Source organism: Ralstonia mannitolilytica (genome assembly GCF_000954135.1).
GTDB lineage: Bacteria > Pseudomonadota > Gammaproteobacteria > Burkholderiales > Burkholderiaceae > Ralstonia > Ralstonia mannitolilytica.
Map to the genome: position 1 here is coordinate 660982 of NZ_CP010800.1, position 26568 is coordinate 687549.

Annotated in this window: 21 protein-coding genes and 1 pseudogene; 11 read left to right on the forward strand and 11 right to left on the reverse strand. The window is 63.7% G+C overall.

Annotation, left to right across the window (positions count from 1 at the left end; translation table 11 throughout):
• The first annotated feature begins 10 nt into the window (after positions 1-10).
• On the forward strand, positions 11-1354 hold the full coding sequence (locus TK49_RS19665) for a GGDEF domain-containing protein (protein ID WP_045219286.1): 1344 nt from the start codon (positions 11-13) through the stop codon (positions 1352-1354).
• A gap of 18 nt (positions 1355-1372) precedes the next feature.
• On the opposite strand, the gene pdeM is transcribed toward TK49_RS19665, so the two are convergent.
• From pdeM to TK49_RS19710, 9 genes and pseudogenes are all read right to left on the reverse strand, one after another.
• On the reverse strand, positions 1373-2029 hold the full coding sequence (gene pdeM, locus TK49_RS19670; protein ID WP_045219289.1) for a ligase-associated DNA damage response endonuclease PdeM: 657 nt from the start codon (positions 2027-2029) through the stop codon (positions 1373-1375).
• Positions 2026-4641, reverse strand: a complete 2616-nt coding sequence (locus TK49_RS19675; protein ID WP_045219291.1) for a ligase-associated DNA damage response DEXH box helicase — start codon at positions 4639-4641, stop codon at positions 2026-2028. Before TK49_RS19675 ends, pdeM begins: the two co-directional genes overlap by 4 nt.
• Positions 4638-6284 (reverse strand): ATP-dependent DNA ligase, encoded by a 1647-nt coding sequence (locus TK49_RS19680; RefSeq protein WP_045219292.1) that lies wholly within the window; start codon positions 6282-6284, stop codon positions 4638-4640. Before TK49_RS19680 ends, TK49_RS19675 begins: the two co-directional genes overlap by 4 nt.
• Complete coding sequence (locus TK49_RS19685) at positions 6281-7327, reverse strand: ligase-associated DNA damage response exonuclease (protein WP_045219295.1); 1047 nt, start codon at positions 7325-7327, stop codon at positions 6281-6283. Before TK49_RS19685 ends, TK49_RS19680 begins: the two co-directional genes overlap by 4 nt.
• Before the next feature lie 135 nt (positions 7328-7462).
• Positions 7463-7618, reverse strand: a pseudogene (locus TK49_RS24450) (VOC family protein); the annotation flags it as partial.
• A 59-nt stretch (positions 7619-7677) separates the two neighbouring features.
• Complete coding sequence (locus tag TK49_RS19695) at positions 7678-8520, reverse strand: DUF2242 domain-containing protein (RefSeq protein ID WP_045220376.1); 843 nt, start codon at positions 8518-8520, stop codon at positions 7678-7680.
• A gap of 199 nt (positions 8521-8719) precedes the next feature.
• Positions 8720-9466 carry a metallophosphoesterase family protein gene (locus tag TK49_RS19700; protein WP_045219297.1) on the reverse strand — a complete coding sequence of 249 codons (747 nt, stop codon included), beginning with the start codon at positions 9464-9466 and terminating at the stop codon, positions 8720-8722.
• Between the two features lie 42 nt (positions 9467-9508).
• Positions 9509-10765: an SLC5/6 family protein gene (locus TK49_RS19705; RefSeq protein WP_157774018.1), complete on the reverse strand. Its 1257-nt coding sequence runs from the start codon at positions 10763-10765 to the stop codon at positions 9509-9511.
• Positions 10758-11489 carry a fatty acid desaturase gene (locus TK49_RS19710; RefSeq protein ID WP_157774019.1) on the reverse strand — a complete coding sequence of 244 codons (732 nt, stop codon included), beginning with the start codon at positions 11487-11489 and terminating at the stop codon, positions 10758-10760. Before TK49_RS19710 ends, TK49_RS19705 begins: the two co-directional genes overlap by 8 nt.
• A 403-nt stretch (positions 11490-11892) precedes the next feature.
• Here TK49_RS19710 and TK49_RS19715 point away from each other — a divergent pair, with 403 nt between their 5' ends.
• The 9 genes from TK49_RS19715 (at position 11893) to TK49_RS19755 (ending at position 21483) form a co-directional block, all read left to right on the forward strand.
• Complete coding sequence (locus TK49_RS19715; RefSeq protein ID WP_045219299.1) at positions 11893-12852, forward strand: restriction endonuclease; 960 nt, start codon at positions 11893-11895, stop codon at positions 12850-12852.
• Between the two features lie 134 nt (positions 12853-12986).
• Positions 12987-13667, forward strand: a complete 681-nt coding sequence (locus TK49_RS19720) for a GIY-YIG nuclease family protein (protein WP_045219300.1) — start codon at positions 12987-12989, stop codon at positions 13665-13667.
• Positions 13668-13774: 107 nt separating this feature from the next.
• The gene (locus tag TK49_RS24625; protein ID WP_045219302.1) at positions 13775-14752 is read left to right on the forward strand and encodes a PD-(D/E)XK nuclease domain-containing protein; all 978 of its coding nucleotides are present in this window, start codon (positions 13775-13777) and stop codon (positions 14750-14752) included.
• A gap of 53 nt (positions 14753-14805) precedes the next feature.
• Complete coding sequence (locus TK49_RS19730) at positions 14806-15891, forward strand: hypothetical protein (RefSeq protein ID WP_157774021.1); 1086 nt, start codon at positions 14806-14808, stop codon at positions 15889-15891.
• A 68-nt stretch (positions 15892-15959) separates the two neighbouring features.
• On the forward strand, positions 15960-16568 hold the full coding sequence (locus TK49_RS19735) for a hypothetical protein (RefSeq protein ID WP_045219306.1): 609 nt from the start codon (positions 15960-15962) through the stop codon (positions 16566-16568).
• A 416-nt stretch (positions 16569-16984) separates the two neighbouring features.
• Entirely contained in the window at positions 16985-17263 is a 279-nt protein-coding gene (locus TK49_RS19740; RefSeq protein WP_045219308.1) for a hypothetical protein, read from the forward strand.
• Between the two features lie 863 nt (positions 17264-18126).
• Entirely contained in the window at positions 18127-19680 is a 1554-nt protein-coding gene (locus TK49_RS19745; protein ID WP_045219310.1) for a methyl-accepting chemotaxis protein, read from the forward strand.
• Positions 19681-19705: 25 nt separating this feature from the next.
• The gene (locus tag TK49_RS19750; RefSeq protein ID WP_052698627.1) at positions 19706-20221 is read left to right on the forward strand and encodes a GAF domain-containing protein; all 516 of its coding nucleotides are present in this window, start codon (positions 19706-19708) and stop codon (positions 20219-20221) included.
• Positions 20222-20232: 11 nt separating this feature from the next.
• On the forward strand, positions 20233-21483 hold the full coding sequence (locus TK49_RS19755; RefSeq protein WP_157774022.1) for an EAL and HDOD domain-containing protein: 1251 nt from the start codon (positions 20233-20235) through the stop codon (positions 21481-21483).
• 357 nt (positions 21484-21840) lie between these two features.
• Here the strand turns inward: TK49_RS19755 and TK49_RS19760 are convergent, their stop codons facing one another.
• Positions 21841-22917, reverse strand: a complete 1077-nt coding sequence (locus TK49_RS19760) for an FUSC family protein (protein ID WP_045219312.1) — start codon at positions 22915-22917, stop codon at positions 21841-21843.
• Positions 22918-23180: 263 nt separating this feature from the next.
• On the opposite strand from TK49_RS19760, the gene TK49_RS19765 reads away from it, so the two are divergent.
• Positions 23181-25352 carry a PTS sugar transporter subunit IIC/EAL domain-containing protein gene (locus TK49_RS19765; protein WP_045219315.1) on the forward strand — a complete coding sequence of 724 codons (2172 nt, stop codon included), beginning with the start codon at positions 23181-23183 and terminating at the stop codon, positions 25350-25352.
• Here TK49_RS19765 and TK49_RS19770 read toward each other — a convergent pair whose 3' ends face one another.
• The gene (locus tag TK49_RS19770; protein WP_240480077.1) at positions 25353-26024 is read right to left on the reverse strand and encodes a hypothetical protein; all 672 of its coding nucleotides are present in this window, start codon (positions 26022-26024) and stop codon (positions 25353-25355) included. It lies immediately after the preceding gene.
• Positions 26025-26568 lie beyond the last annotated feature (544 nt).

Here is a 26568-nt window from a genome sequence, read left to right on the forward strand (position 1 = left end):
TGTATTAGGTATGACCGAAAAGAACCCATCGGAGACCGCGCGGCACGCTCTCCGGCTGCTGGCCTCACGCAGGTTGGCTCCCACGCCAGACAACTTTGCCGCGATCTATTACGAAATCGCAGGCAGCAAGCCCCATGAAGACGCCCCGGCAGAGCGCGCGGCGCTCGTGCGCGACCTGCGCGAGCATCTTGCGCGCACCGTCGAGTGCTGCCTGCCGGCCCTGGGCACCGACGATGCCCTGGTCGGCCCAGCGGCCTGGGCGCTCGTCAAGGCGTGCCGCTCCGACGCCGAAAGCCTCGCCAGCGTGAACAGCCGGCTCGCGGCGTTCAACCAGCGGCTGGCGCTGGCGGCCGCTGACCAGAACGACATCCGCCAGTCGCTGCTGGGCCTGCTGCAGCTCGTGTTCGAGAACATTAGCGAACTCTCGCTGGACGACCACTGGCTGCGCGGCCAGATCGACGCCCTGATGCGGGCCAGCGAAGCGCCCGTGAGCCTGCGCCGGCTGGACGATCTGCGGCGCCGCCTCAAGGAGGTCATCCACAAGCAGAGCTCGCTCAAGAGCAAGTCGATGGAGGCGCAGGAAGAGATGAAGCGGCTGCTGGCCGCCTTCATGGAGCGCCTGTCTGCCGCGGCCGCCACGTCGGACGCACACCACCGGCAGATGGAAGCCTGCGCGCGGCGCATCGAAGCGGCCCGGACCGTGGCGGACATTGCGCCCGTCATCCAGGACGCGCTGTCGGCCACGCGGTGGATGTCTTCGGAAGCCGCGCGCAATCGCGACGAGCTGTCGGCCATGCAGATGAAGGCCGAAGAAGCCGCCGCCGAAGTGGCCCGGCTGCGCAAGGCGCTGGACCTTGCTTCGGCGTCGGCGCGGCACGACCTGCTCACGGGTGCGCTCAACCGCAAGGGCCTGGAAGAGGCGCTGGAGCGCGAGGTGGCCCAGGCGATGCAGCAGGGCGCCGCGCTGTCGATCGCCTTCCTGGACATCGACAACTTCAAGGCTATCAACGACACGCACGGCCACACGTCGGGCGACGATGCCCTCGCGCACCTGGCGCAGGTGGCGCGCGAGTCGATGCGGCCGCAGGACACGCTGGCCCGCTTCGGCGGCGAGGAGTTCGTGGTGCTCATGCCGGACACGCGCCTGGAAGACGGCGTGAAGACCATCGTCCGGCTGCAGCGTGCACTGACCCAGCGCTTCTTCATGGCCGGCGACACGCGCCTGTTCATCACGTTTTCTGCCGGCGTGGCGGAGCTGGGCAAGGACGAACCGCCCATGGCGGCCATCCACCGCGCAGACCGCGGCATGTACCAGGCCAAGCGCGCGGGCAAGAACAAGGTCGTCAGCGTCTGAGGCGCCGCGCTGGGCGCGCTAGAACAACGGCCACACCTGGCCGTCTGCCACGCCATACAGGGCTTCACCGGGCGCGGCGGGGGCCGTCCACAAGCCCGTGAACTCACCAAATGCCGGCAGCAGCGCAGCGCCGGGGCCAAAGCGGAAGCACGGCAGCCGCAGCCGGTCGCGCCCGCGTCCGCTGATGACGATGCCGGGGTGCACATGCCCGGCGATCACGTAGTGGCCGGGCACCGTTTGCGGCGCGTGACACAGCGCGAAGGGGCCGAGCACCCACGGTTCTTCCACCACGTTGAAGCGCAGCGCGGCCGGCGGGTCGCCCGCGTGGCGGTCGTGATTGCCGCGCACCAGCGTGCACGCCACGTCGGCATGCCGGTCGCGCCATGCCGCCAGCGCTTCGAGGGCCGCCTGCGCCTCGCGTGCGTGCAGCAGGTCGCCGAGCCAGGCGATGTGCGCCACCGGCAGCCGCGCGAGCATGGCATCGAGCCGCGCCACGGCTTGCCCGGTGCTGCCGGCGGGCACCGGCACACCGCGCGCGCGGAACGTCGCCGCCTTGCCAAAATGCGCATCGGCCACCATCAGCATGCGCTGCGCCGGCCACCACAGCGCGCGCTCGGGCAGCAGCCAGACGGCTTCGCCCGCGCACTGGATGACGAGATCGTGCGGCCCGGTCATAGCAGCGGCAGCGGTTTCGACGTCTTGCGCGGACGGCGCGCACGGCGGCTGCCCTTGCCCGCCGTCTCAGGCGATTCCGTCATGCGCAGCGCGGCTTGCACGTCGGCATCGATGGCGGGGCGCGGCGCCGCATCGGGGTCGGTCGGCTCGGGGCCGGCCGCGCGTTCGGCGTCGGCCAGCATGCGGGCAATGCGGTCGGCCAGCTTCTCGGTGGACAGCTGCTCGCGAAAGCGCTCCACCATCAACGGAAACCCGAACGGCGATGGCCGCTGCAGCGCCCGCAGCTCCAGCCGCAGCGCGCGCATGCGTGTGAGGGCCGCGTCGATGCGGTCCAGATCGAGCTCCTGGCGCAGCACTTCGTTCTCGGCCTGCGTGAGCAGCAGGTTGCCCGGGTCGTGCCGCCGGAAGACTTCATAGAACAGGCCCGATGACGCCTGCAGCTGGCGCGTGCTCTTGTGCGCGCCGGGATAGCCCTGGAACACCAGCCCCGACACGCGCGCAATCTCGCGGAAGCGCCGCTGCGCGAGCTCGCCGGCGTTGAGGCTGGCCAGCACATCGTGCAGCAGCGTGTGGGTTGCAAACAGCTCGCCGCTGGCCAGCAGCGTGGGCCAGTCGATGGGCGTGGCAGACAGCAGCTCCAGCCCGTAGTCGTTGAACGCCATCGAGAACGTGGCCGGCGTGCGCTCGGCCGCGCGCCACGCCAGCAGGCTCGCCAGCCCCAGATGCGCATGCCGCCCGGCAAACGGATACAGGAACAGGTGCCAGCCCTCGCGCGTGTGCAAGGTCTCGGCAACGAGCGTGGCGGTGGTCGGCAGTGCAGACCAGCGCGCCTGCAACTCCAGCAGGGGGCGCGCAGCCAGCATCTCGGGGCCGTCGAAGCGCCCGTGTGCCGCGGCATCGAGCTGTGCCACCACGGCATGCGCCAGCTCGGTGGACAGCGGCATGCGTCCGCCATTCCAGCGCGGCACGGCGGCCCGCTTGCCGCTGGCGCGGCGCACATAGGCGGTCATGTCCTGCACGCGCACCAGTTCAAGCAGCCGGCCCGCAAAGAGGAAGTTGTCGCCGGGGCGCAGGCGCGCGATGAACCCTTCCTCGATCGACCCGAGCGCACCGCCACCCGCCGCGCGCCACCAGCGCACGGTCATCGTGGCATCGCTGACGATGGTGCCGATGCTCATGCGGTGCCGGCGGGCCAGGCGCGCGTCGGGCACGCGCCAGATGCCGTGTTCGTCGGGCGCAACGCGGTGGTAGTCGGGGTAGGCCGTGAGCGAGTGGCCGCCCTGGCGCACGAAGTCGAGCGCCCATTGCCATTCGTCGTCGCGCAGATCCCGATACGCCCACGCGCGCCGCACTTCCGGCAGCAGCGCATCGGGCACGAAGCCGCCGCCCAGTGCCACCGTCACCAGATGCTGCACCAGCACGTCCAGCGGCTTGTGCGGCGAGGCGCGTGCCTCGACCTGGCCCGAGAGCGCGGCTGCACGCGCGGCCGCGCTCTCCACGAGTTCCAGGCTGTGCGTGGGCACTACCGTCACGCGTGACGGCCGCCCCGGCGCGTGGCCGGACCGCCCCGCACGCTGCAGCAGCCGCGCCACGCCCTTGGGCGAGCCGATCTGCAGCACGCGTTCCACCGGCAGGAAGTCCACGCCCAGGTCCAGGCTCGACGTGCAGAACACCGCCTTGAGCGCGCCTTGCTTGAGCCCCGCTTCCACCCAGTCGCGTGTGCCGCGATCGAGCGAGCCGTGATGCAGCGCAATCAGACCCGCCCATTCCGGCCGCGCGTTGATGGCGGCCTGGTACCACAGTTCCGCCTGCGAGCGCGTGTTCAGGAACACCAGCGCGGTGCGGGCGCTCTCCAGTTCTTCCAGCACGTGAGGCAGCATCGCCATGCCCAGATGCCCGGCCCACGGAAACCGTCCGACGCCATCGGGCAGCAGCGTGTCGATCTCCATGCGCTTGGGCAGGTGGCCCTGCACCAGCGTGCCGGCGGCGGGCGTGCCGGCGTCGCCCAGGGCTTGCATGGCTTCCGTCAGGTTGCCCAGCGTGGCCGAGAGGCCCCACACGATCAGCCCCGGCGACCACGCCCGCAGCCGTGCCAGCGCCAGCTGCACCTGCACGCCGCGCTTGTTGCCGACAAGCTCGTGCCATTCGTCCACCACCACCACGCGCACGGAGCCCAGCGCTTCGCGCGCATCGGCACGCGCCAGCATGAGCGACAGGCTCTCCGGCGTGGTGACCAGTGCCGTGGGCAAGCGGCGCGATTGCGCAGCGCGTTCGGCGCTGCCCGTGTCGCCGGTGCGCAGGCCCAGCGTCCAGTGCGGTGCCAGCGCCTGTGCCGCTTCCGAGATCGCACGCGTGGTGTCGGCGGCCAGCGCACGCATGGGCGTGAGCCAGAGCACCGACAGCGGCGGCGCACCGCCGCGCCCGCGTACGTCGGCCAGGCGCTGCAGCGCACCCAGCCACACGGCATACGTCTTGCCCGCGCCCGTGGTGGCATGCAGCAGGCCCGATTCGCCGCGCGCCATGGCGTCCCATACCGCGCGCTGAAACGGCATCGGCGTCCAGCCGCGCGCGGCAAACCATGCATCGACGGTGGGCAGCGCGGCTTCGCTCATGGCACGGGCAGCAGGCTTTCGAGGGTCTGCAGCGTATCGGCCTCGGCGACGGGCTTGTCGTGCCGCCAGCGCAGCATGCGCGGAAACCGCACCGCAATGCCGCTCTTGTGGCGCGCGCTGCGGGCGATGCCCTCAAAGCCGAGCTCGAACACCATCGTCGGGGTCACGCTGCGCACGGGCCCGAAGGTCTCCACCGTGGTCTTGCGGATGAGCGCATCCACCTGGCGGATCTCCGCATCGCTCAAGCCGGAATACGCCTTGGCAAACGGCACCAGCTTGCGCTCGGGCACGTCGGGCGGGGCATCCCACACGGCGAAGGTGTAGTCGGTGTACAGGCTCGCGCGGCGCCCGTGGCCACGCTGCGCGTAGATCAGCACCGCATCGACCGAGTACGGATCGATCTTCCACTTCCACCACACGCCCACGTCCTTGGTACGGCCCACGCCGTAATGCGCATCGCGCCGCTTGAGCATCAGCCCTTCCACACCGAGCTCGCGCGAGGCCTCGCGCTGGTGCGCAAGGTGCGGCCAGTCGTCGCCCTGAAGCAGCGGCGACAGCTCCAGCGCCGGGTGCACGCATTCGGCAATCACGCGTTCAAGCTGGGCGCGCCGCTCGGCTTGCGTGCGGCCGCGCCAATCCTCGCCCTGCCATTCGAGCAGGTCATACGCCAGCAGCACGGCGGGCGCATCGCGCAGCACGCGCGCATTCAGCGTCTTGCGGCCGATGCGTTGCTGCAGCAGTGCGAACGGCTGGACGCGGCCTTCGCGCCAGACCACGATTTCGCCGTCGAGCACCGTGCCGGCCGGCAGCACGCGCGCCATGTCGGCAAGTTCAGGAAAGCGCTCGGTGATGAGCTCCTCCCCGCGCGACCACAGCCACGCGCCATCGGCCCGGCGCACGAGTTGCGCGCGAATGCCATCCCACTTCCATTCGATCTGCCAATCGGCCGGCGGGCCCAGCAGCGTGTCGAAGACCTCCACGTCGGCCTGCAGCGGATGCGCCAGGAAGAACGGATACGGGTGGCCTGCGTCCAGCGCGTGGCCGTCGGCGCTCGCATCGGCCAGCAGCGCGCGATAGCGCTCGGCCGTGGGCGCCTGGGCAATATCCGTATAGCCCATCAGCCGCTGCGCCACATGCTTCGGGTCGGTGCCGCCCACCTCGGCCAGCGCGCGCGTGACAAGCAGTTTCGACACGCCCACACGAAACGCACCCGTCATCAGCTTCATCAGTACCAGCCGCGCGTGCAGCGGCAGGCCTCGGCACAACTCCGCCAGGCGCGGCAGCACCACCTCGGGCGGCAGGCCGCGCAGCGGCAGCAGCCGCGCTTCCATCCACTCGGCCAGGCTGGCGTCGTCCGTGTGGTCGGCATCGGGCAGGATCAGCGCGATGGTCTCGGCCAGGTCGCCCACGGCCTGGTAGCACTCGTCGAACAGCCATTCGGGCAGGCCGGAGGCTGACTGCGCGAAGTTGGCCAGCACGCGCACGGGCACGAGCTGCCTCGGCTTGCCGCCGGCCAGGAAGTACACGGCCCACGCCGCATCGGCGTCGGGCGCGGCGCGCAGATACGCCACCAGCGCGGCCAGCTTGGCGTTGCTCGACGTGGTGGCGTCCAGCTGCGCGTACAGGTCGGCAAAGGCTTTCATGGGGCGGACGGCTCCGTTGCAACCGGCGCGCTCTGCGCCGCGGCCGCTTCATCTTCGTCGCCGTACTCGGTGGCGAAGGCGCGCGCGTCCAAGCCTTGCTCGCACAGCCAGCGCACCATCGGAGGCACCTGCCCGTGCGTGACGTAGACGCGCGTGGCGCCCGTGGCCTCGATTGCCTGCAGCAGGCCCGGCCAGTCGGCATGGTCGGACAGCACGATACCGCGATCGACGCCGCGCCGCCGCCGCGCGCCACGCAACTGCATCCAGCCGCTGGCAAACGCATCGGCATAGTCGCCAAAGCGGCGCATCCACGGCGTGCGTTGCGCCGATGGCGGCGCCAGCACCATGGCGCGCCGCAACGCCGCACGAGGCAGGTCGGTCACCAGTTGCGTCATCGGCAGCGCCACGCCTGCCGCGCGATACGCCGCGTCCATCTGCAGCATGGCGCCGTGCGAAACGATGGGCCCGATGCCGGCATCCAGCCCGGACAGGATGCGCTGCGCCTTGCCGAACGAATAACAGAACACGACGCTCGCGCGGCCCGCCTCCGCATTGGCGCGCCACCACGCGTTGAGCTGCGCAAAGATCTCGGCTTGCGGCCGCCAGCGGTAGATCGGCAGCCCAAAGGTGGATTCGGTGATGAACGTGTCGCAGCGCACGGGCTCGAACGGGGCACACGTGCGGTCGGCCTCGACCTTGTAGTCACCCGAGACCACCCAGACCTCGCCGCCGTATTCCAGCCGCACCTGCGCGGAGCCCAGCACATGCCCCGCCGGATGGAAACTCAGCCGCACCCCGTGGTGGACGACCGATTCGCCATACGCGAGCGTCTGCAGCGGAATGTCGCTGCCGAGCCGCGCGCGCAACACACCCGCGCCCGGCGCGGCCGCCAGGTAGTGGTGGTGCCCCACGCGGGCGTGGTCGCTATGCGCGTGCGTGATGACGGCGCGGTCCACCGGCCGCCATGGGTCTACATAGAAATCGCCCGCGGGGCAGTACAGCCCGCTGGGCGTGGTGACAATCAGATCGGCTGTTGGGGGCATGCTGTGTTGGCTCCATGCGCCGCGAGGGCCGCGCCCCGGCGCATGGAAGGCGGCCACACGCGCCGTCACCGCCGACGGCGTGCGACGGTGATGTCACTTCAGCACGGTTTGTGCCCGTGCCGCCCCGCGCGCGGTTCAACCGCGCCGCGCGGCCTCGATCTTGGCGATGTCGATCTTGCCCATCGTCATCATCGCGTCAAACGCGCGCTTGGCGGCTGCGCGGTCAGGGTCCGTCACGGCGGCGATCAGCGCGCGCGGCGTGATCTGCCACGACAGGCCCCATTTGTCCCGGGACTTGCTCGTCATGGCTGTCTCCTGAAGGGGCCGGCACCGCTTTTTAGCGGAGGCACTCAGCTCGCGCCGCCCGTCGTCGAGCTGGCAGGCTTGGACGCAGGTGCCGGCTCCGCAGCCGGTGCGGGCGGCGTGGTCACCGCAGGGGCCGATGCCGGTGCCGCTTCCGCCGGTGCCTTCGGTGCCGGCGCAGCAGCCGGCGCCGACGCGGGCGCCGCCACCGGCACAGGCGGCGCGGGCGGCGTCGGCACCACCGGTGTCGTCATCTTCATCGGCTCGCCCTGCGGCGTGGGCGCGGGTTCGGGCAGCGGAGCCACGGGTTCCTTTTCTGCGGCCTTGGCCACCTTGCGGTCGTGGCGCGCCGGGTCGATCTTCAGGAAGTGGTCGACCAGGTTGAAGTAGCGCTCGTAGAACACGCCGGCCGGAATCGTCTCGCTTGCCACCTTCACCATCGAATCGTCGCCCGAGCCGATCGGCAGCGACAGCGAGCCCAGCACGCTCAGCCCCACGCTTGCCGACGTGCTTGTCTTCTTGAGCGCGTAGCGGTCTTGCACCGCGTTCACGTAGGCCGTGCTCGACGTGCCGTCTGACGTGGCATCGGCGCACACCACGTGGAACGAGATCACCACGTGCGAATCGTTGCTCGGCTGGAAGTTCTTGCTGCCGTCAATCGTGTCTGCGCGCGGTGAGCTCGCGACATAGCCCTGGCTCAGCAGTGCCCGGCGCGCGGCCTCGCACGTGGCGTCGGACCGTGCGTGGAACGTGCGCGCGTAGGGGCTCTTGTCCGCATCGAACTGTTCTTGCTGGTAGAGCGGCGTGGGAGAAGAGCTGCACGCCGACAGGGCAGACACGGCAACGGCAAGGGCGCACGAAGCAGACGACAGACGGAGGCGGATGGGCATGGTGTTGGGCAAAAGGGCTCGGCCGGACGATGTGCCCGATGCGTCATCAGGCAGCCGCCCGGCGGTGCCACTGCGTGGGCGGCGCAAGTTTTGTGCGCGGCCCGGGCACGTGGCGCGTGGGCTGGTGTGGCCGGGCGACATTATAAGTTTGTTGGGTGGCGCGGACAGCCTTCGGCAGCCGCATTCGTGCGTTCTGGGCCTAACCCCGCGAGCGCACCTTGCCAGTGCGCAGCGCAAACGCCCAATCCGGGCGGCCTCGTTCGTCCGCAAGCGCCGCTGCATCGTCCCACGCGTAGTCCACCGCACGGAATTCTGCGGTCCACTCTCCTTCCTGTTCAGTCAGGATGGCGTAGCGTGCATGCGGGCTGCCGGTTTCAATCGTATGGGGGAAAGGATAGGCGTCGCTGTAAGCCTGCAGGCCGACACTGCCGGGGTTGACGATAAAGCGGCCATCCACCAGTCGCATCGCGCGTGGCATATGGGTGTGCCCACAAAGCACGAGCCTCGCGTCGGCATCCTCTGCGCGGTAGAGCACTTCATCGTGGGTCGCCGCGCGACATCCTTGCTCGCAAAGCGATTCCAGAAAGTAGGTCTGGTCGTAGTGCACAGACCCGTGAACGAGGAGCACCTCGTCTTCGATGTACCGAAGCACGGGCAGGCGGGCAAGCCACGCGAGCTGGTCCCGCCTCAACTGCGCAAACGCGTACTGGTCCGACGGGCCCATGCTTGACGGGTCGCCGGCAAGAACCTGCCTTTCATGGTTGCCGCGAATGGTCGGCAGGTTCAGCGCCATCAAGCGATCGACCGTTTCGCGCGGTTGCAGCGGGCCCGACGCAATATCGCCGAGGTTCACGATCAGATCGACACTTTGCGCTTGAATGTCTTCCAACACGGCGTCCAGCGCGGCCAAGTTGCCGTGAATATCAGAGAGGGCGGCGATTCTCATGGCGGGGCGATGTTGGCAAAGCGCCAATCCTACCGGTGGCAATCAGGCGGCCGACGCCACGTCTGCCCGCGCCTCGTACAGCGCAACGCCCACCAGCACCAGTGCCCCACACGCAATGCCCACCAGCGCGCTCACCCAAGCGCTGGCGTGCCACGCCAATAGCGGTGATACGCACAGCATCGTCAGCGCACTGACAAAGCTCGCACCCATAGCCCATGCGGTACTGCGCCCGCCGCCATAGCCAAGGAGCGTGGCCACCAAGGGCACCGCCACCGTAGTCAGAAACAGCGTGTTGATCGACACAATCAACCCAACCATGCTCGTGCCGATCTGAGCGATACCGATGCCGCCGAGCACGACGGCCAGCGAAACAACGCCGTCTGGCGCGCGGTGCCACGACAGCGCTTGCCGCATGGCGTGTGCTGCCGCCATGGCAACGGCGGCGCCGGAACCGAGCGCCGCCAGCAGCAGCGCACACAGAATGCCCTTGCCAACGCCGGTATGGCTGCCGCCGAACGGCTCTACGACCAGAAACGGAATTGTCTCCTTGGCGGCCAAGCCGTCGGGCAGATGGCCAGCCTGCATGGCAGCCAATACCGCCGTGGAAGGCAACGTGCTGATCAACATGACGAGCACACCGGCCAGCACACAGCCCAACACGGCCGCCCGCCGGGAACGCGCGAGGATGACGAACTGCTGGTAGTCCGCCCCCAGTACCACCAGCGCAATCGTGCTCAACATCGTGACCCCGATGTCCGACACCGACAGGTAGCGCGCCGCATCCGTGGCGAGCAAGGCCAGTGAGCGGCCATATAAGCCAATGCCGTTGTTCAGCACAATCACCACCACCAGCGATGCGGAGGCGGCAGCGAGGAATACCGAAAACACAGCCCCCAGCCGCCCCGGCCGCAGCCGCCCCAGCCCCCACACCAGCAACCCGGCAATGGCGTATTGCCACACTGGCGTCAGGCCGAAATTGAGCCCGAGTACCGCAGCAGCGCCCTGCAGTTGTACAGAGAAAATTCCAAGCAACCACACCGAAGACAACAGCGCGACACCGCTCTCAAGCGCTGCGTTCTTGCCTCTGAAAAGGCCCCAAATGGGCGTGCCCAGCCGCCAGAACGTGCCGGCCGCCACGGCCAGGAACAGCATGCCGATACCGGTGGCTGCGGCGTAGAGGCTGGAGGCCATGCCCACAGTTCGCGCCAGTTCACCGGTGCCGAATACAAAACCGATACCGTAGCTGGCCGACACCAGCAGGATCGCCACATTCCAAGGGCCCAGAGAACGCTTATTCATGGTGGTAGCCGCGTTTGATCCAGCAGTTCACGGCAGGCTGTTCGCCCGCAAAGTAACCCGTGCAATGACAAGCCTGCTGCCGATACATTGCCACCGTAGAGAACTGCTGATGCGCTATTGCAAGGCGATGGTATGGAATGGTCGGCATGAGGTGATGCACCAAGTGATAGCCATTGTTATGTGGATGGATCAACTGCCTCAGCCATCCGTTGCCGACCACGTTGCGGGTATACGCGAACACACCGCCAGGCGTCATGCCCGTGTGGTCGCACAACTCGCGGAAGGACGTGATTGCGTGAAAGACCGTCAGACGGCTTGTGAACCACAGCGCCAAAAAGACGTTGGCATCCGCTGGTGTGGAGAGGGCCCCAAGCACCATCCAAGCCACACCCCACCACGCCACGATCTGCAGACGAACATGCCACGACGCGCCGAGCAGATCGCCAAAACCATCCCCAAGCCAGTGCCGCCGATTCCAAACCATGCGCAAGAAAACCGCAACCGCATCGTTGCTGCCGACTTGGAATACGTGGTGAGCGTAATAGTCCGGGTCATTGGCTCGGCTCCCCAACTTGGCATGGTGCTGAAAATGCGTGCTCCGGTAGCGATAGAGCGATGCCAGCGATGGCAGCGCAATCCACCACTGCCCGATTGCATCGTTGAGGCGCGTATGAAGCTTGTCGGAACGCGTGGATGTCTGCCTGTGCCGAGCGCAGCGGCCCACTCGCGAGGGCGCCCGCGGGCACCACTGCAGCAGGGCGGGAGAGCAGTGTCATGACTTCCTTTTGGGAGACGGTAAGTGTTGCCGGACGCCGCTTGTGGCGGCCACGGAAAGTGCCCACGATCTTAGGCGGCGGCATACCCAGTCGCATCCCCCAAAAGAAGGTGCCAGTGATGCTTGTTATTGAATTCAGATATCAACTAAATATAAATCAGAGGCAGAGCTTGGATTTTCATTAGCAGAAAGCAAAAAACCCCCATAAAACCCCACCAATGGGGGCAGCGAAATTGCAACCCATCGTCTATGCTGTTTCCCGGCAAAAAAACGGCGCCCTGATTTGCGTTGGGATTATCAGAGAAAGCGCCTAAGCCAAAATATCTAAAAACAGCGGGCCGGGGGATGATGAATGGGGCGTAGGAGAAGACAACAACCGTCCACGAGCGATCTGCTTCTGGCGTTGCCGTGGTGGATGCTGGCGATCGGTTCGCTGGCGAGTTACGTGGTGTTGAGCCTCGCGCCGGCAATATTCCGCGGCAACCCGATTCTGGCGCCGCTCGCGATGCTCGTTCGCGGGCTGGCGTGGATGCCCGCCGTATTGCTGGCGTTCTTTGCCCTGTTGTCGTACCTGCGCGAGCGCAGCCATCAGGCCGATGCCCGGCTCGGCCCCGTGCGGGCTGAGCCTGCCACGCGCGGCCGGTCATCCCACGCGCCGCTGCGCACTGTCCACAACGCGGCAGACCAGCAAGCGCGCAGCCCGGCAGGTGCCACTGCCACCCCAAGCCAAACACCCACCCCCACAGAACCCGCCACGCCGCAGCGCTGGACGCTGGAGGCCATCCAGTCCCTCGAGTGGAAGCGGTTCGAGCTGCTGTGCGTCCAGTACTACGAACACATGGGGTTCACCGTGAAGACCGTGCCGCACGGCCCGGACGGCGGCATTGACGCCACGCTGTACATGGCCGGCCAGGACGCGCCCGTGGCGGTCGTCCAGTGCAAGGCGTGGTCCAAGCCCGTGAAGGTGGAGCAGGTGCGGGCGCTGGGCGGCTCCATGCTGGCGCACAAGGTCAAGCGGGGCGTGTTCTGGTCTTTGTCCGGTTATGTCGGCAACCCGGTGCAAGAGTATTCCGAGCTTGCCGGCATCCAGCTATTGGACGGGCCGGCGGTGCTTGAGCGCATTCGCGCGCTGGCCGAAGACAAGCAGGCTGCGCTGCTGGCGAAGGTGTTTGAGGGGGATTACCGGACGCCCTCGTGCCCGGCTTGTGGGGTGAAGCTGGTGGCGCGGAAGGGGAAGAGTGGGGCGTTTTGGGGGTGCAGCAATTACTGGAAGGGGTGTCGGTATACGTTGCAGATCGGGCGCGCTTCGTGAGGATGCATCCATACGAAAAAAGTCGTGCCTGAAATATGAAAAGTGGACTGTCCCGCTGCCAAGCCTGTCACGGTTCGGCGGCCGATGTCTACAAATGAATTGCGAACTGCACTTGTATTTCTTAAATAGACATTATGAAGGCAACGGATCTGATTGATGCATTGGCGAGAAAACTAAATACCAGCTCACAGTTGGAGTTGGCTCGCGCTCTCGGGGTATCGGTGGGAACTTTAATAAATTGGAGGGGTAGAAATGAAGACCTAAGCCCGAATCAGGTTGCCTCCGCCCTTGCGAAATCCAGAGATGTAGCGGTTCGTGAAGCTCAACTGAAAACTATCCAACCAATTGCAGAGCTTTATCGAATTGAAAAATGCCTAAGCAAAGGTGAGAGGAACTGGCTGTTGTTCGATGCTAGTCAGGAAGCTAGCTTGTACGCGCAGGGTCTGAAGGGCTTTTTGGAGGACTGCAATGGGATTTATATTTTCTATGATTCTCGCGGGCAAGCGCTATATGTTGGTAAGGCACGCGAGCAGTCATTATGGAAAGAAATGAATTTGGCTTTTAACAGAAAGCGGGAAATTCAGACCATAAAGCTCGTTCGTCATCCAGGGAGAAATCAAGATTTCAAGCCGGGGTATGAGAAGTTGAGGAGGCCTCTTGATAAGAGACTTGAGTTGTTCGATATGGCTTTCTATTTCAGCGCGTATCAGGTCGATGTTGGCATGATCGATGATCTTGAGGCGCTAATGGTGAGGGGCTTCGCGAACAATTTACTAAATGTCCGTATGGAGACTTTTGCTAATGCCAGGGCGTAATTAGGGGTATTTTTGATTCAATCTGGATCGGAATTGGTTTTCTTGACAAGAGCTAGTTGTAGATTTTATTAATAAAGCTCTGTCGGTTGATTATTTATTTGGAAGCTATGGCTGAAACTATAAATATTGCAAAGATGGCAGAGAAGCTATCAAAAGGGATTTTTAATGAATTCCTATGGGGGCGTATGGAGCATACCAATATTAATTGGTCATGTGAGAATAAGGAGAAGCATGAGGTAAAAACACATCCTTCAGATGTTGTTTTTTGGTATGACGAACCATATTCTCAGTCGCGGACTTATGTGAATTGTGATCTCAAGAGTTATGCTCAAGGTTCCATAACAACATCAGCAATTCGGGAAGCGATCGAAAGTCTTGCAAAGACCTTGAGTTGTGCAGAGGTTAGTCAAGAGTTCAGTGAAACATATATTCATCAGAACGTTTCAGCAAACATTCATGGGATGCTTTTTGTCTATAACCACGACGGAGGCTATGACAAGGAATTTTCCAAAATCTTAGATAGGGTTCGAAATGAGGATTTGGATATTCCGAGAGGGGCCAAAATCGTCGTTTTCGGGCCCGAGGATATTTTCTGGTTGAACAATGTTCACCATGAAATTATTCATCTTCGTGGCGGTGCGGGGTTGTTGCCTGAACGAGACCAATGCCGTTTCTTCTATCCCCATTTGGTGAGAAGAAAAAATGTACAGATGGATCAGGCTAAGGCGGCAACTTTGGAAATGCTAACGGCCCCTTGGATTATTCTGTCTTATGTAAACCAAAAAAATAATGGCAAGAAAGGGTTTGTGGTATTCATGAGAAAAAGAGGGAGTACCGTAGATGAGTTTCTCTACCTAATTGAATACCTCATGCACTATCAAGTCATCACGGATGTAACGGAGGTTACTATCCGAATTTTGGATCCGCACCCAAATTCATCGGCGAACTTTGCAAAGGCTAAGGACCAGTATGTATCAGACTATCAGGGTGGAGAAATGATAAAAAAAATCCTTGATGAAATTGACATGGGGAAGCTGGAGAATGTGCGCACCACGTTTTGCGAATTGGAGCTGTCACGGCAATGATAAAGAACGCTCTGCAGTATTGTGCTACTGACAAAGAGATATTTGATGCTCTGATGTCCGCGAAGCAGAAAATAAATGAGAAAGTAATTTTGGAGCTGGCAAAGGATCGAGGTATATTTTATTCGCCAAAGGATAGTCGCGAGGACCTGATAAGTGCCATATCTCTTCTGCCACAAGATTTCCACGATTTAAATACGTTACTGGAGCAGAGGGAGCATGCGGGAAGGCCGGAAAAGCTGACGTCGGTAATTCTTCCAGCAGTCCTGACTGTGGAGGAAATTAAAGAGGTCATAAAGGAATACACTGCTGAATCGCCCAGCGACGAGCGGGTAACACATCACGCTAAGGGTGGGGATCAGGTTGTCGCGAATATAAAATATTCAGACATTGACTACGGAAAGACGCGACTGGTTCAGCGTACCCCAAAAGAAGCCGGAATCGAGTTCCATATTGAGGCTGACAGAACGATCATCCGCATGCCTGCGAACGACAGGGTCAAAGGGATTTTTGGAAAGATTAAGGACAAGCTTGACGGCAAAAGAAAGACTGAGATTCCGGCAATTAGGATCGAAATTGGGCAGTTCGAGTCAGCTGCTATGCGTACCGAGTTTTTCACAACTCTCATTAGTGGGCTCCAGGGTTTCGATCTAAAAAATGTCACTAGTGTCAAAGTCGAGCGATTGAAGCAAGAGCCGCAGGAAGACGAACTGGACATTGACGATGACCAAGAAGCCGAGGAGGCGAAGCAAGAAGCATTGGCTCTGGTGAAGAAAGTGGCCCTGAAAGGGGAGACACTGCTTGCCTCGGAAGAGTATCAAAGCCTTACAAAAAAAGGATTTTTCATCACGTCTATTATTTGGCGTTCGACACTGAAAAAGCATCCATATCCTATGGTCGAGTTTGAGGCTGCCTTCGAAGAGCCGTTGCTCGGTCGAGGTTTTAAATACTTCGTTCGTGGCGCCTATAATATGATCGATAAGCAGTATACGAAGACTATTCGGCCCGTCGATCCCGCAGATAGAGAGACATATTTGGGTATCATTGAGGATACGGCTGCGAATGCTATTAAAAATCTTCTGCAAAAGATGGCTAGTTATTCTGCAGAAAAAGAAGGAAAAATTCAGGGGGAGCCTGTATGAATAGGGTCAGATGGCTTAATGCGCTGTGGCCTTCGTCAATGCGAACGATTGGAAACCGGCTGAAAGGCATGCCCTTCACGGAAGAAAGTGTGGACGGGTTTTGGGTGGAGCGTATTCGTGACGATTTCGTTGAAGGGCGATTTATTGAGAGGTACGTTTACCAGGAAATCAACGTAGATCCGTTTGGTGGGGAGGAGATGATTGAGCGAACAGGTTATCGTTTGACTGATTTCACCCTATTTGCACAGTTTCCCTACATCGAACTACGAAATGGTCAACGTAGTATCAAGGAGTTCGTGAATCGCTTACTGCAGGCATGCAACTTCGACTTAGTCGTTTCTCCTGTCGCAGTGAACCTTCTTGATTGGGTAACATCGTTTCAGAAGGTTCTTGGAGACCGGATCATCGTGGATTCTCTGCAGGTTTCGGGCGTTGAACTGGAAGAGGGAATCACTGGGAAGATTCTTCTAAAGGGCGACAAAGATGTTCGTGAAGCGGTGGGTAGTATTTTGAAAGGTAAGCGGTATTCACTAGAAAAGATTCAGGTTCGGCTGACAACGCCGGGAAAAAATGTATCCCTTCACTTGTCCAATAACGGTACAGCCAAGATACCGACGGAGCAGGCAATTGATCTTTTGCCGCTACTCCGACAGTCGCTTCCTAAGAGCACACGCTGACGCTTGCGGGCCAGTTGTTTAAACCGAACCGCGACTCGGCGCCTGACTCGCTACTGCCAGCTTGCCTTGCTGTTGCCTGCACCGCTAAACTGCCCCCGCTGCGAAAACAACCGCAGCCGAGACTGCAATCTCGATCGATCCGTCCGGAAGAAACATCAAGTTTCTACCGCTGCTGTCGTTCGCCCCTACGGGCGGGCCTCGGCAGGGAGGGCTTAGGCCCTGCCGTCTTGATGGATCGTCGGTATTGCAGACCTTGTCGTGTGCCCGCCCACCCTCCCAGGTGGGTGGCTCCTCACTCAACCAGAGGGCAAGACAATGGATCAACCGACCCAAGCCATACCCATCCCACGCGGGCAGCACGCCGCAATCTGTTCCTTCCCACGCATCGCGCAACGTCCTCCGTCCGGAGGTGCCCGATGAGCCTGCAAACCAACCGCCAGTATCTGCAGGGCGCCATAGGCGGGCGAGAGTTTCTGCGGCGCACGCAAGCGAGTCTGCAACTGCATCGGCAGTTCGAGCCCAAGACGTTCCGCTGGGAATATCAGCTCTACGTCCAGGACAAGTCCCCTGAATATCAGGCCGGCTTTCTGGACGCGATTGGCGCCTACATGTTGATCACGCTGGAGGGGGTGTTGGTCGATCTGTACGGGTGGGAAGTGCTGCGCGTGCTGGAAAGCGCAAACCGCAAGAAATAAAAGAACAGCAGGAAAGGCGACCCCGAGACGGGCGGGGCACGCTATACCGGGGGACCTACCCAGTCCTTGACGTGCCGAGCCCAACGGCCCACGCACGATGCTCAACGGCCCGACCGCAGACGTCTGTGGCCCAATCGCCGAGCGCCAACGTCCAAGCGCCGCTCGCAGACATTCAAAATTTCGACCGCAAACACGCGCGCACCGAGCGCAGACACCCGCGTGGCGATCTCAAACAGTCGCACCGCGGTCAGCAGGCCAACCGCCGAGGTGTTAGGTCCGACAAATCGGAGCTTTGAGGGCCGAAGGTGCGGCTCAGAACTCCAACGGTGGAGTCCAGAACCCGGAGTCGCGTTCCGAACCCTGAAAGAGCCGCCGCAAGCCCCCGCGCCAACAGCGGTCGGCATTGTTCCCGGGAAGACACAGCCGCGGCCGTCGTGTAAGCGTCGCGTAATGTTATATCGCGCGCTATTTGTCATGACGGCCCGAAAGTGCGCCAGGCAGCCCAACGTTGCGCCTCGAAAACGTTCTCTATGGGCCCGATACGGAAAATTCATCGCTGGCGCGCTACCTTAAATGGAGTAGGTAGAGTCCCTCGCCGCTGCTCGTTGCACCGGTTTTGTGCCAAAAAAACCGCACTGGGCCCCCGCGCCAGAGGGGTGCAGGAAACGATGGCCCGGCCGTAGCGCCCACCGCAGATCGTTATAGAGCGCAACAAAACGCGCGTACGCGTTTTGGTTGTGCTCGGTTTTCGCAAGGATTAACTATTTCGGAGTAGACAACTTTGCCCGAACAACCATCACAGAAGCCCTTTACGCTCCAGCAAAACAAGCTTCATACAGAAGCACTTTTGAGCGGGGGGCTCCATGACGGTAAAGGCAAAACTCATCAGCGCATTCGGTGCGCTGGCATTCCTGGTGGCCGTGGTGGCCGGCATCAGTTGTTATCAGCTGAATGCCCTTGGCGGGCAGTTCGGAGATTTTGAAAGCGGCGTGTACCGCAGAACAATGCTCGCGCATGCAGTCCGGGCGGCGGTGGAGGCCCGTGCCGTTGCGGTGCGCAACTTGGTCTTGGCGTCCAACGAACAAGATCGATTGAAGGAAGCTGACGCCGCTGAAAAAGCGCATGCCGACGTTCAGCAACGGCTCGCGCAACTGGAGTACGAAGCCAAGACCAGCGCCAGCTCCACGGATGAGACCCGGCGCTTTGTCGATAGCATCCGCGCGGTGGAAAACAAGTACGGCCCGGTTGCCGTTGACATCGTAAAACTCGGCCGTGCCGGGCAGCGCGACGCCGCTATCGACAAGATCAATCGCGATTGCGTGCCGCTGCTCGCCGCGCTTGTCGAGGCCGTTCGCGCATACGACGAGTTCGTCGTCAAGCGCTCAAGCGAAGCCGTGGAGAACGCGCGGTCCTATGCGGTGGCTGGCGTGCGGGTCGGCATTGGCGCGGGGCTGTTTGGCCTGGTGTTGGCCAGTGTGCTCGGGTTCGCCATTGCGCGCAGCCTGCTCCGCCAGCTCGGCGCAGAACCGGTGGCGCTGGCGGACGCTGCAACGCGCATCGCGGGCGGTGATTTCCGCGCAAAGGCGGGCTTTGAGGATGCGCATCCGGGCAGTGTGCTGGCCTCCATGAAGACGATCTGCGATGGGCTGGGCACGCTCATCGGCCAGATTGGCGAAGCGGCGCACTCCGTTTCCGCAGGCTCCACGCAGATTGCAAGCGGCAATGTTGATCTGTCAGGCCGAACGGAAGAGCAGGCCTCCGCGCTTGAAGAGATGGCTTCCAGCATGGAAGAACTGACCACCACCGTGCAACAGAATGCGGCCCACGCGCAGCAGGCGGCAGCGCTGGCAACCAACGCGTCGAGCATCGCGCAACAGGGCAGCGCAGACGTGGGCGATGTGGTCAGCGTCATCAACAAGATCAGCGACGGCTCTGCGCGCATTGGCGAGATCACGGGCCTCATCGAGGGCATTGCCTTCCAGACCAACATCCTCGCCTTGAACGCAGCGGTGGAAGCAGCGCGCGCTGGCGAGCAGGGGCGCGGCTTTGCCGTGGTGGCGAGCGAGGTGCGCGCGTTGGCGCAGCGCTCGTCCACGGCCGCCAAGGAAATCAAGGAACTCATTGAATCGTCGCGCGCGCACGTCAAGGAAGGCGCCATCGTGGCCGACCGCGCCGGCAAGACGATGGAATCGGTCACGACTTCCGTCGCTACCGTGACGACGCTGATCGAAGAAATTGCAGCGGCGTGCACGGAGCAAAGCCAGGGCATCGCACAGGTTCACATTGCCGTGTCAGAGATGGACGAAATGACACAGCGCAATGCCGCGCTTGTTGAGGAGGCTGCGGCCGCGTCGCAAGCGCTTGAAGAACAGGGTAAGGCGCTCGCCCAGTCGGTGCAGAGCTTCCAGGTCGCATAAGAGACCGCCTCCCCAGGAGACACGAATGACCGACCATTCAGCAGACGCACGTGAAAGCGCGCGCGTAGAAGCGGTGTTGGCCTGCGGCATTCTCGACACCGCGGACGACCCCAAATTCGACCGGCTCACGCGGCTTGCCTGCCATGCGTTGGGCGTACCGATGGCGCTGGTTTCGATTGTTGACGACCGGCGCCAGTGGTTCAAATCCCGCCACGGATTGGACGCACGGGAGACACCCCGCGAATGGGCGTTCTGCACCTATGCCATCCAGGGTACAGAGCCGTTCATCGTGGAAGACGCGGCGGCTGATCCGCTGTTTGCGGACAACCCATTGGTGACGGGCCACCCGTTCATCCGCTTCTATGCGGGCGCACCGTTGTTCGATCGATCCGGCTACGCGCTGGGCACGTTCTGTGTGCTCGATGTCGTGCCCCGGCGCATCGATGCCGCACAGATTGCTGTCCTTCAAGACCTCGCCCACTTCTGCTCGCACATCATCACGTCGGATGCGGACGCCAGCGCGTCGGCCATGGCGGCGTAGTGAGCGCGCCAGTGGAGGATCAATCTGAGAGAGCGGGCAGCCAGGCGTTGATCGGGCGGCAAGCGATCGTGGACCGGTCGGGCGCATTGGTGGCCTATGAACTGCTTTTCCGGGGGGGCACACACGATACGGGTGCGGAGTTCTCCGACGGAACGCTGGCCACAAGCAACGTCATTCTCAACACGGTGAGCGAGTTTGGCGTCGACCGGGTTCTGGGTGATCTGTGCGGGTACGTGAATATCGGCCAGCAAGGCATCCATCTCGCGCTGCTCGAGATGCTGCCTCCGCAGCGCTTTACCCTCGAACTGCTGGAGACCGTGCAGTTTGACGAGGCGACGATTGCCGAGTGCAGAGTGCTGAAGAAGCACGGTTATCGCCTCGCTCTGGATGACGTGACGGACATCGCATTGGTGCCGCGCCAGATGCTTGAACTGGCTGACGTCGTGAAGGTGGACGTGGGGGCGGCAACGCCGGCTGCCATTGACGACATTCTTGCCGCCGCACGTTGCTACCAGTTCAAGGTGCTGGCGGAGAAGGTGGAAACAGCGGCGCAACATCTGTTGTTGCGCGAGCTCGGCTTTGACCTGTTTCAGGGCTATTTCTTTGCACGCCCGGAAGTCTTGGCCCAGCGGCGGTTGCCGGAATCGACGAACAGCCTCTTTACGCTGCTGCAGCTGTTGACGCAGGCACCATCGGTTGCGCAGCTTGAAAGCGTGGTCAAGAAAAGCCCGCTCCTGCTGACGCGGCTGATGAAGCTTGCGCAGTCCGCCGCCTACGGAGACAGGCGCGGCAGCACCATCACGATTCGCGACGCCATCATGCGGGTCGGCACGAAAACGCTGGGCCGTTGGGCGGAGTTGCTGCTGTTTGTCGGCGCGGCAGAGACGGACCTCGCCACCAACCCGCTCTTTCGGATGGTGGCGGTCAGGGCGCGGTTCATGGAGCTTTTGGCGAAGGCCGTCTCGCTGGGCAACGATGCGTTGGCAGACGCGGCCTATCAAACCGGCGTGTATTCGCTTCTGCATGTGCTGGCAGGGCAGACGCAGGACGAATTCATGGCCCAGACTTCTGTGCCCGAAGCGATACGCAAGGCGATTGCCGCCCGCGATGGCGTGCTCGGGCAGTTTCTTGGCGTGGCCGAAGCACTGGATCTCGACTGCAGCCCGCCGCCGCCCTTACTGCAGCTCGGGCTGTCCGAGCACACGGTGATGGCGCTGCATTGCCAGGCGACGCTCGCTGTCGCACTGGATGTCCGGGCCTGATATTCCCCCTCGGCCCCCGGTAACACATTCCCGCGGTTCCATCGGCCCCACCGGTGCGGACTTTGCGCTCGCCAACGTTGCGAGCGTTTTTTTTGGGGGGCACAGCCTTTTGTGGAACGCACCGAACTGGCCCAAAAGCTCGGGGCGCTGCTGCAGTCGGTCTCATGGCGCACTTGTCTATGCGGGGCTGGAGGCGAACGCAGCCATGTGCATCGCACCGCAGACCGGTTGCGGCACGCTGCGCTTCTCGATCTTCGGCGCGACCTTCAAGGATGCGCAGCGGGTGGGGGCGTCGTGGCCCATGGTCGCGACCGCCGCCAAGGCATGTTGCGGGGGGCGCCGAGCCGGGCCCGCGCTTCACCCGATATTCCACTGCGGCGCAATCGCCAGCAGTTGCCGCCGCAGGTTCTCGATCTCGTTGGCAAAACCGTCGGCCAGCGTGCTCTCCACGGTGGGCGTGCCGAGGGTGTGGCTGACGTCGGCGGAGTCGGCGGCGCGGGGGCGTGCCAGCCGCGCCAGCGTGCCAAACCGCAGCGCGCGCGACATGCCGATCAGCGTGTCGCGAATGCGGCGGGCGCCGGCACCGGCGGCGGGCAGTGCGGCTGGGCTCGGTTGGCCCGGCGCGCCGCGCGTGGCGTTGAGCAGTTCCAGCGTGCTGATGCAGATGCGCAGGCTGCGCTGGATGTTCTCCAGGCGCTCAAGGGGCACATCAATTTCTTTCGATACCGACGGCATGAGCGAGCGCAGCTGCACCAGCAGCGTGTTCAGCTTGCCGAGCTGCTTGCTGCGTTCTCCCTTCGCGCCTTCCGGCTGGCCGAGGCTGGCATACACGCGGGCGCATTCGCGCAGCGCATCGGCCAGCCGGTAGCGCCACGAATACGTGGCATACAGCGGCAGCGCAAACGAGAACAGCAGCGCAATCGCAATCCCCACCAGCACGTTGAGCGTGCGCCAGGCGCCGTCGAGCAGGTTGTTGTCGCCATGGCCGACCACGATGACGAGCGTGATGGCCGCCAGCAAGGCGATGTACCCGCCCTTGCCGATGGCGTGATACGCGCAGATGCCGCACGCGGCGGCCACCAGCGCATACGTGAGCGGCAGATGCCCGAGCCACGTCTGCTGGACGATGATCAACAGCCCGGCCACCGCGCCGATGAGCGTGCCCCAGGCGCGCTCGGCCGCGCGCTTGCGGATGTTGCCGTGGTGCTGCAGGCCCGCGATGACGATGAGCAGCGAGATGGTCGCCCATTCGCCATGCCGCCAGCCGAAGCCCGCCGTGATGGCGATGGACAGCAGCACCCCGAGCCCGACGCGCGTGGCGTGGATGTGCCGCGCATGGCGATAGCGCCGATGCGGGTCGCGCAGCAGCCGGAGCAGGGAGAGAAGCGGGGCCGGGAGTTTCAAGGTGCGGGGCGCACGAAGGGAAATCGACATGAGAGCAAGGCTTGTAGATTCTAGGGCGCGCCGCGCAGTGTGTGCGCGCCATCTTGGTGCCGATGTTCCGGTGCGGTGCGCAAGGGCCGGAAACCATCGGGGTTGCCCCTGGGCATTGCACGAACCTTGCCACGTGGGGGAGCATTTCTGGCGGGCAGGCGCTTCAGCCGGCCCCGGGCGTTGCCGTTTATGATGCGTAGCCCGATCGTCACGCCTTCGGCTCGTGGCATCGGCCCGATCCACTACAAACAAGGTCCGACCGTATGACGACGCATGCGCCATCGCCCTGGCTCCGGTTGCTGAGCGCTGCACAGCGGGTGGAACGCATGCCGTATTTCATTGCCATCCGGCGCGGGCTGGCGTTGTCGTTGCCGCTCATCATGGCGGGCGCCCTTACGCTGCTGCTGCGCGATCCGCCGGTGGCCGGCGTGCGCGGGTTCCTGGTGGACGTGTTCGGTGCGCGGCTCGATGTCTTCTGCAACAGCGTGCTGGCCGGCACGTTCGGCATTGGCTCGCTCGTGGCGCTGTACGGCTTTGCCGATGTCCTGGCGCAGATGCACAACCAGCGCGTTGGGCATCGCGTGGTCAGCCCCGCCGTGGCGGCGGTCGTGGTGGTGTCGTGCTTCTTTACGCTCGTCGTGCCGGCTGCGAATGCCAGCGTCATGGCCTCGCTGTCGCTGGGGCAGGGGCTGTTTGCGGCGCTGGTGGTGGCGTCTCTGGGCGGGAGCCTGTTTCTGAAGCTGTGCAGCGTGCGGTGGCTGCGCATTCCATCGGCGCATCTCGGCAACGATCTGCTGGTGGGCGATGTGCTGGCGGTCTTGCCGGCCGGCATGCTGACGATCCTCACGTTTGCGGCGCTGAAGGTCGCGCTGACGTGGGCGTGGTGGCCGAGCCTCATGGCGATCTGGAACTCGCTGCTGGCGGCACCGGTTTCCGGGGTGGCCAACCGCCTGCTGTTTGGCCTCGGCTACGAGACCGCCGCGCAGGCGCTGTGGCTGTTGGGTGTGCATGGGCCCAACGCGCTGTACGCGGTGCAGCAGCACGTGCTGGAGCCGGCCGCACATGCCAACGTGGCGGCGGTGGCGCTGGGCGAGCCTGCCCGGTTCATCTTCACGTACGACTTCTTCTCGGTGTTTGCGCGCATGGGTGGCTCGGGCGGCACGCTCAGCCTGATCGTGGCGCTGCTGCTGTCGAGCAGCACGCTGCGCGGGCGCAAGATGGCGCTGCTCGTCATGCTGCCGGCGTTGTTCAACGTGAACGAGCCGCTGCTCTTCGGGCTGCCGCTCGTGCTGAACCCGGTGTATGCGATTCCGTTCATCCTCACGCCGCTGGTGCAGATCCTGATCGCCTATGCGGCCATCGTTGCCGACCTGATGCCCAAGACCGGCTACAGCGTTGTGTGGACCACGCCGGCGCTCTTCAGCGGTTACGCGGTCACGGGTTCGTGGGCGGGGGCGGTGGTCCAGCTCGTCTGCCTGGCGGCGGGCACGCTCATCTACATGCCGTTCGTTCGCATGGCCGATGCGGTGTCGAGCCGGCGGCGGCAGGCTGTGCTGGCGTCGCTGCAGCAGATTGCGGAATCGCCCGAGGTGAGCCTGAAGGGCAAGCGGTGCCTCGACCTGCCGGGCGACGAGGGCCGCATGGCCGTGGCGCTGGCGAGCGACCTGGAAGACGCGATCCGCAAGCCCGGGCAGATCTTCCTGGAGTTCCAGCCGCAGTTGGATTGCCGCACGGGCCGCGTGTTCGGCGCCGAGGCGCTGCTGCGCTGGCAGCACCCGGTGCTGGGCCGCGTGGCGCCGCCGCTGGTCGTGGCGCTGGCCGACGAGATCGGCCGCATGGATGCCCTGGGCCTGCGCATCCTGTCGCTCGCGTGCCGGCAGCGCGCCGCGTGGCGCAACGTGTTGCCCGACGATTTCGTGGTCGCCGTGAACCTGTCCCCCCGCCAGCTGGAAGACCATGACTTCCATCACCGCGTGATCGACCTGCTGCGCGGCGAGGGTTTGCAGCCCGCCGTGCTCGAACTGGAGATCACCGAATCGACGGTGCTGCTGCCCGGCGCCAATGCCATCGACAACCTGAAGCGGCTGCGCGAAGCCGGCGTGAAGGTGGCGCTCGATGATTTCGGGATGGGCCACACGTCGCTGCACTACTTGCGCGAGCTGCCGCTGGACACCGTGAAGATCGACCGCTCATTGGCCGATGTGACGGCCGGCAGCGTCAACGAACACATCGTGCGCAGCATTGCCGGCCTGAGCCGCACCCTCAACATCTCGACGGTGGTGGAGGGTGTGGAGACCGAGCGGCAGCTCACGCGCCTGTTTGCGCTCGGCTGCGACCGGTTTCAGGGGTACTTCTTCAGCCGGCCGCTGGCGGCGCACGTGTGCGAGCAGTTTGTGCTCGGTGCCAACCTGCGGCCGTTCGTGCAGCCGGCCTGACTAGCGATACCGGCCGACAAACGGCTCGCACTTGCGCACGCGGGGGAGCCTGGCCGCCCATCGGTAGAGCGCTTCCACCAGGCCCTTGCTCGCCGTGACGGGTTGACCATTGATCTGCCCGAGCAGTTCCGCCTGGTTCGGGTAGGGCTTCTCGAACAGCAGCTTCAGCCCGCTGTCGCCGAGCGCCAGGTAGACGGCTTCGCGCGGCTCGAACTGCAGCGTGAACGAGTTGCTGCGCACGCTCGTGGCTTCCACCGCATCGGCAAAACTGGCGATGAGCGCGGCGTCTTCGGTGCGGTATTCGCAGCCCGCGTCTTTGAGCTGGGCTTCATCCACGGCCCTGAGCGACACCGCGGCGGGGTCCATCAGGTACAGCGTGATCGCACGCGCCTTGCGCATGCGCGCGCTCAGGCCTTCGGCCGCCCAATAGCTTTGTTCGACCTTCACGACGGGTGCCGCCGTTGGCGCGGGCGCGGGTGCGGGCGCTTCCCGTTGGGGGCCTTCTGCCTGCTGCGTTCCGGCTGGCACGGCTTCGGCCTGAGGTGCGGGCGCCTGGAGCGCCCCGATCTGGACGACTTCCAGCTGAAGCGCCTCCGGTTCCGTCTGCCCGAATGCCGCTTGGCTCAGGCTGCAAACGCCGGCCAAGACCAGAGAGATGATCTTCTGCGACAACTCTTGCCCCTTGAAACATCTGTTGTAGTGCCGTGCATGCTAAGCGCAGGCCAGGCGGGCATCAAGCGCTTCGCCAGGCCCGCTGGTGGTTCGCGTTTGCTGCGCGCCACGCCGATGCGGGCCGCCAGGCTCGGGGCGTGGCGGCATTGCGTCCGCCGTTGATTGCGCTGGCCGCCGCGTGATCGTATCCGCAACGCTTCCGGCAGCGGCGTTGTGCCGTCCGCACGCTCGCGGGCAGCGACGGGCGACCTCACCGGCGGGAGCAGATGGACGATCCGGCATGCGCGCCACCTGCTGAAGACGATGGTGTGTGACACCAGCGACATCACCACCGCGCCATCGGCATGACATGCGTTGGCCGGGTGGGACAGGGCCTGCAGCGTCCTGTCGCCCAGACCCGCGCGCGGCAGACGGACGGTTTTGCGCAACTGCATGAGTCCGCGTCAGCCACGCGCGGTGCCGAGCGGCGTCGGCGCGACTTCGCGAAAAATCGCTACTGGATCCCGTAGTCCGCCGCACGGAGCCGGGCGGATCGCGCGTTTTT